The organism is Streptomyces sp. NPDC001568, from assembly GCF_042893755.1.
Lineage (GTDB): Bacteria > Actinomycetota > Actinomycetes > Streptomycetales > Streptomycetaceae > Streptomyces.
Map to the genome: position 1 here is coordinate 119,100 of NZ_JBIAVF010000026.1, position 6,005 is coordinate 125,104.

Annotated in this window: 7 protein-coding genes; 3 read left to right on the forward strand and 4 right to left on the reverse strand. The window is 70.6% G+C overall.

Annotated features, from left to right (window positions below):
- Window positions 1–85 precede the first annotated feature (85 nt).
- Window positions 86–433, forward strand: coding sequence for a VOC family protein (locus ACFY0I_RS36035; RefSeq protein ID WP_388903787.1), 348 nt, complete (start codon window positions 86–88; stop codon window positions 431–433).
- 32 nt (window positions 434–465) lie between these two features.
- On the opposite strand, the gene ACFY0I_RS36040 is transcribed toward ACFY0I_RS36035, so the two are convergent.
- Entirely contained in the window at window positions 466–2,583 is a 2,118-nt protein-coding gene (locus tag ACFY0I_RS36040) for an MMPL family transporter (RefSeq protein WP_388903789.1), read from the reverse strand.
- A gap of 65 nt (window positions 2,584–2,648) precedes the next feature.
- On the opposite strand from ACFY0I_RS36040, the gene ACFY0I_RS36045 reads away from it, so the two are divergent.
- Window positions 2,649–3,143 carry a MarR family winged helix-turn-helix transcriptional regulator gene (locus ACFY0I_RS36045; RefSeq protein WP_388903790.1) on the forward strand — a complete coding sequence of 165 codons (495 nt, stop codon included), beginning with the start codon at window positions 2,649–2,651 and terminating at the stop codon, window positions 3,141–3,143.
- A 92-nt stretch (window positions 3,144–3,235) separates the two neighbouring features.
- Here ACFY0I_RS36045 and ACFY0I_RS36050 read toward each other — a convergent pair whose 3' ends face one another.
- Both ACFY0I_RS36050 and ACFY0I_RS36055 read right to left on the reverse strand, forming a co-directional pair.
- Window positions 3,236–3,415 carry a DUF6480 family protein gene (locus tag ACFY0I_RS36050; protein ID WP_388903792.1) on the reverse strand — a complete coding sequence of 60 codons (180 nt, stop codon included), beginning with the start codon at window positions 3,413–3,415 and terminating at the stop codon, window positions 3,236–3,238.
- A 77-nt stretch (window positions 3,416–3,492) separates the two neighbouring features.
- A complete protein-coding gene (locus ACFY0I_RS36055; protein WP_388903793.1) occupies window positions 3,493–4,023 on the reverse strand; it encodes a DUF4383 domain-containing protein in 531 nt (176 codons plus the stop codon).
- Between the two features lie 269 nt (window positions 4,024–4,292).
- Here ACFY0I_RS36055 and ACFY0I_RS36060 point away from each other — a divergent pair, with 269 nt between their 5' ends.
- Window positions 4,293–4,871, forward strand: a complete 579-nt coding sequence (locus ACFY0I_RS36060) for a TetR/AcrR family transcriptional regulator (RefSeq protein ID WP_388903794.1) — start codon at window positions 4,293–4,295, stop codon at window positions 4,869–4,871.
- A 60-nt stretch (window positions 4,872–4,931) separates the two neighbouring features.
- Here ACFY0I_RS36060 and ACFY0I_RS36065 read toward each other — a convergent pair whose 3' ends face one another.
- Window positions 4,932–5,357 (reverse strand): subtilase-type protease inhibitor, encoded by a 426-nt coding sequence (locus ACFY0I_RS36065; protein ID WP_388903796.1) that lies wholly within the window; start codon window positions 5,355–5,357, stop codon window positions 4,932–4,934.
- Window positions 5,358–6,005 lie beyond the last annotated feature (648 nt).

Consider the following 6,005-nt stretch of genomic DNA (forward strand, 5'->3'; position numbering starts at 1 on the left):
ACGCCACATCCGGCCGGGGCCGCGCGAGAGCATGGGGCCGGGCGACTCGTCCGAGCCGCCCGGCCCCTTCGTGTTCGGAGTACCGATGGTCGTTCGCCGTGTCGTGCCCAATGTCCGGTCCGAAGCCGTGCCGGAGAGCCGGGAGTTCTACAGCCTGCTGGGCTTCGAGGAGGTCATGAACCACGGTTGGATCATGACCCTCGCCTCCCCGTCGGCCCCGGCGGCGCAGGTCAGTTTCATGGCCGAGGACAAGACAGCGCCCGTCGTCCCCGACATGAGTGTCGAGGTCGATGATGTGGACGCGGCTTACGCGCTCCTGCGGGACAGCGGTGCGGAGATCGTCCACCCCCTCCAGGACGAGGAGTGGGGCGTGCGGCGATTCTTCGTCCGCGACCCCAATGGCCGGGTGATCAATGTGTTGGGTCACCGCTGACCACCTCGTACGGGGCCCCGTCGGCGCGGTTCCTACGGGTGCGCCGCGCCCGTCCCGGCGGTCTTGGCGCCTTCCTCCCGGGCGAGCCGGCTGGGCCACCAACTCTTCGGCCCGATGTCGATCACGAGGGCGGGGACGAGAAGGGACCGGACGACGAGGGTGTCGAGAAGCACTCCGAAGGCGACGATGAAGGCGATCTGGAAGAGGAAGGCGAGCGGGATCACCATCAGGGCCGCGAAGGTGGCGGCCAGGACCACGCCGGCCGAGGTGATGACGCCGCCGGTGGTGGTCAGCCCGCGCAGCACCCCCTGCCGGACCCCGTGCGTGAGGGTCTCCTCGCGGACTCGGGACATCAGGAAGATGTTGTAGTCGACACCGAGGGCGACGAGGAACACGAATCCGTACAGGGGTACCGAGGCGTCCGTGCCGCTGAACCCGAGCAGGTGCTGGAAGACCAGGGCGGAAACGCCGAGGGTGGCCAGGAAGTTGAGAGCCACCGTGGCCACGAGCAGGACGGGGACCAGGACGGAGCGCAGGAGCAGGACGAGGATCAGCAGGATGATGGCGAGCACGATCGGGACGATGAGGGTCCGGTCGCGGGCGGCCGTCCGTTCGGTGTCGTACTTCTGGGCGGTGTAGCCGCCCACCAGCGCTTCGGCTCCCGGCACGGCGTGGACGCGGCTCCGGAGTTCGGCGACGGTGTTCTTGGCGGCGTCGCTGTCGGCGGCCGAGGTGAGTGTGGCGTCGATGCGGATCCTGCCGTCGACGACCAGGGGCTCACCCGCGCCGGGCCGGCCGGAGGCGGTGACGGGCGCGGCGGAGGCGACTCCGTCGGTGGCCCGCACCGCCGCTTCCACCTCCTTGGCCTTGGCCGCGTCGACGATGATCACTGCGGGCTGGCCCGACCCACCGGGGAAGTGTCGGCCGAGGGTCTCCTGGGCTGCGACGGAGGGTGCGTCCTTGACGAAGATCTCGTCGAGGGGAACGCCCCGGGAGCTGAGCGTCGGCGCGAAGGCGGCCAGGAGGACGAGGAGCAGGGTCGTCGACACCCAGACGCGGCGCGGCGCACGGTCGATCAGGCCCGCGACGCGGCGCCAGAGCCGGTGGCCCTCCGTGGTGGCGTCGGCCGGCTTCGGCGTGGCCGGCCAGAACGCGGCGCGGCCGAGGAGGACCAGGACGGCGGGCAGGAACGTCAGCGTGGACAGGACCGCGCAGACGATGCCGATCGCGCCGACCGGCCCCAGGGCCCTGTTGTTCGTCAGGTCGCTGGCCAGGAGGGCGAGCAGTCCGAGGGCCACGGTGGCGGCGCTGGCGGTGATCGCGCCCGCCGAGCGTCGTAGCGACGCCAAGGCGGCGGACACGCGGTCGTCGCGGGCGGCGAGTTCCTCCCGGAACCGGGCGGCCAGCAGCAGTGCGTAGTCGGTCGCGGCGCCGATGACCAGGATCGACAGGATGCCCTGGACCTGGCCGTCGACCCGAACGACGCCGTGGTCCGCCAGCGCGTAGACGACCGCGCAGGCGAGTCCGAGGGCGAACACGGCGCTGATGATGATCACGAGTGGCAGCAGCAGGCTGCGGTAGACGAGCAGCAGGATCAGCAGGACGGCGCCGAGCGCGACGCCCAGGAGGAGCCCGTCGATACCGGCGAAGGCGTCCGCGAGGTCGGCCTGGGTGGCGGCCGGTCCGGCGATGCTCGCGCTCAGCCCGGGTACGGTCCGGGCCGCAGCGCGTACGTCGTCCAGGACGGCCGGCAGTTCCTCTCCGAGGTCGGGGGCCAGGGGCACCACGGCCTGCAGGGCCCGGCCGTCCTCGGAGCGCAGGGCCGGGGACGGCGCGGAGGTGATGCCCTCGTGCCCGTCGAGGGCCGCGACGGCCCGACTCGCTGCCCGCTGTTGCTCGTCGGTGACGGCGCCGCCCCCGGAGGCCTGCCAGACGACGATCGCGGGGACCGATTCGGAGCGCTCGAAGCCCTTGCGCGCTTCGACGACCTTCGTGGATTCGGCGCTCTGCGGCAGGAAGGCGGCCTGGTCGTTCGTGGCGACCTCGCCGAGCTTGCCCGCGTACGGACCGAGCGTTCCGCCGATGCCGAGCCACGTCACCAGCAGCACGACGGGTACCAGCCAGCGGGCCCATCGCGGTGTGTGCGTCATCAAGGTCTCCCCTAGTTTCTCAATGGTGAAGTATCTCAACCATTGAGAGATCATATGCTGGTGCCATGCCAAGCGCCGACACGCCCCTGCCCGTACTTCCGTACGACGACCCGATCGGATTGCAGTCCTTCGCCGTACTGCTGCGCGCGATGAACGCGGAGTTCAACCGCATCGCCCAGGAGTTCGCGCACGCCCAGGGCCTGCACCTGACCGATGTCCAGGCGCTCATCGCGGTGCTCGACGCGGAGCACGAGGAGGACGCCGGGCCGATGACCCCCGGCCGGCTGGGCGCGCGGATGAACCTGACGTCCGGCGCGGTGACCGCTTGCCTCGACCGACTGGAGAAGGCGGGCCACGTCAGCAGGGTGCGTTCGGCCGACGATCGGCGCGTGGTGCACGTGCACTACGCCCAGGCGGGCCGGGTCGCGGCGCGCGAGTACTTCCGTCCGCTGGCCACGTCCACCGATGCCGTCCGCGCGCAGTTCGACGCCGACGAACTGCACGTCGTGGTGCGCTTCCTGGCCGAAATGAACCGCCGGCTCGCCCTCGTACGACGCTGAGGGCGAGCCGACTGTCGGGGGCCGGGGGAGCTGGGGGGCCGGGGCGGCTTACCCCGGCGCCCAGCCGCCGTCCCGGCGCTCGGAGCCCGAGGTCACCAACCCCAGATCCGGGCGATGAAGAACCCGGCGATCATCAGAGCCCCGATCACGATGAGGAGCACGAACACTCCCGGGTGCTCCCACAGTCCCCCGTCCGCACGCTCGCGGTGCGCGGACGCGGTTGAACCTTCGGCCGGGGGCGTCTCACCCGGCGGCACTCCGGATCCGGACATGCGTTCCTCCGTCTCTCGGCTGATCTCGTTCTTGGCTGATCGCGGGCCCGCTCACCGCCGCGCCCGCCGCGGCCCTCTCACCGACCCGGCAGGTGGGCGTCAAGGGCCGTAAGAGCCGTCCGGGGCTCCTGACCGACACCGTCGGCCCGGCCGGGGTGGCGCTTCCGCCAGTAGGGGTTGTCGTGGGGCAGACCGCCGCTGACGCGCCCGTACATGCCGAAGCTCATGACGAGGAGCCCCATCAGGAAGCTGAAGATCACGTTGGACATGCCGAAGTCGAGGACGTTGCCCGGCCGCCCCAGAAGGAACAGGTGGACGAATCCGCTGAGCACGAACAGCGCCCCGACGCCGATGTTGACGTTCGACGCGACGTTCCCCCCGATCAGCGCGGCGACGAACAGCAGCAGGCCGACGACCACCGAGATGGCGCTGAGCAACCCGTTGGTGGACAGGCCGGCCACGCTCCGCCCAGCGGTGTCGAAGAAGGACAGGCTGTCGGCGAAGCCGAGGCAGCCGAAGACGAGGAGGAGAAGTCCGCACAGGGCGGCACCGATCCGGTAGACCCGGCTGAGGGGATGATCGACCGGAAGTTCGTCTCGCAGGTTCATCGGCGCTCCCTCGGATGGCGACTGTGGTCCCGAGGGGATAAGAGTGACGAACGGCCCGGATGCGGACAAGTTGCAATGCTTGTGCATCGGATTGCCTCCGACGCCGACCGCGTGTTTTGCGTCGCCGCCACCCGAAGGTGGCGGCGACGCCCCCGTTGCGCAACAAGCATTTCGATACGAAACGAACCGTTGCGGTTCCGCTACGATGACAGCGCGGTCGGGCACTTGTCAACACGAGACGTAGCGTTACGTGGCGCTAGGATCGACTCGTGCCACCTGCTCACCGCAACGAAGACGCGCGCCAAGCCATCCTCGACGCCACCGTCGCCCTCAGCGTCGAACGGGGCTTCGCCGCGACCACGATCGAGGCCGTCGCCGGACGGGCCGGCGTGGGCAAGACGACGATCTATCGCTGGTGGCCCTCGAAGGCCGCCATCCTCATCGAGGCGATCGAGGCGGCCCGGGACGCTTCCGCCGGCTTCCCCGACACCGGCGAGATCCAGACCGATCTGGTCACCCAGACCACCAACGTGATGCACCTCTTCGAGTCGGACTTCGGGACGCTCTGGCGCGGCCTGATCGCAGCCGCCCAGAGCGAGGAGGCCGCCGCGGAGGGGGTCACGCGCATCCTGCGGGTCGCCATCGACGGCTGCGTGGCCCGCCTGGCCAAGGCCCGTGAAGCCGGACAGATCCGGGCCGACTTGGACCTCGAACTCGCGGTGGAGATCATCTACGGCCCGGTCTACCACACGTGGCTGCTCCGTACGCGTCCTCTGCCCGAGGGGTACATGGCGTCGGTGCTCGCCACCCTCATGCCCGCCCTCGCGCCCGCTCCCGAGGGAACCTGACCCGAGCGATCGGGCGGGCGATCTTCGGCTCCGGGACGGCTCCGGGACGGCTCCGGGACGTCAGAACGCGTAGACCGGGTTGTCGTTGAGGGTCGCCGACATCACGCACGCGTTGGGGAAGGTGTGCGTCCACGCGACGTGGCTGCCGCGCAGGACCCCGTTCGCGGTGACGGTGACCGGGTCGTGGATCATCGGGCAGGCGCGGGCCGGATCCGGGGCGGCCAGCAGGTGGTTGAGCTCGCCGCCGGTGGCGTTGAGGGCATCGCACGCGGCCCGGGGGGCGGGGTGCGTGCCCTCGGCGGTGTAGGCGCAGCTGAGGGTGGTCGCGCGCAGGACGGTGCCGGTGGTGATGCTCTCGCCCTGGGTCACGGTGAAGACCATGGCGGAGGGGGCGTACAGGCTCGCGGGCTGGGCCTGCGCCGCGCCGGTGGCGCCTGCGAGGCAAAGGAGCGCGGCTGCGGAAACGGTCGCTAGGCGGTGACGCACGACAGGACTCACTTTCGATTCGAAGGTTGATTTCGGCGCCGCATCTCTTATGCGGCGCTCAACTGGGTTTGAGGCTGCCAGATCTGAAGGAAGGTCACCAACGGAGGATCGCTTTACGGACAGGTCATCCGGATATCGGATCGCTTTCGGGTGTCCCCGCAGCTCGCGGTGTGCGCCCCGCACGCCCGGACCGCGCGCGAACGTGGTCCACCGCCCGCCGCGACCGGCGCGAGAGCACCTACCGCCCTGGTGGAGGCCGCGCGCCGTTTACCGGACTGCCATCCAGGGTGACGCGATTGATGCGGTACCGGGGTGGGCGCGTCACCCCGCCGCAGCCCCTTCACGCCGTACCGCCCGGGCTCCCGCGGGCTCCCCCGGGGTGCGTACGGCTGGTGACGTTCAGCGACATCCGGGCCGTCTCGGGGTGAGCCGTCCCATAGGACCCACGTCACATACGAGCCGGGATAGTAGACCGTGAAGGTTCCCAGCCACGCCCCGCGTCGGCGCCCGCCTGCCCGGATGCCCGTCGAGGGGTCGGCGGGCCGTCCGTCCTCGGCTGCGAGGGCGGGTAGTAGACGGGCTCGTTGCCAGGCCGGTGGGGCGTCGGTAGAACTGGATGAGTCGCCGGGCGGCACGGGTGCTCCACCC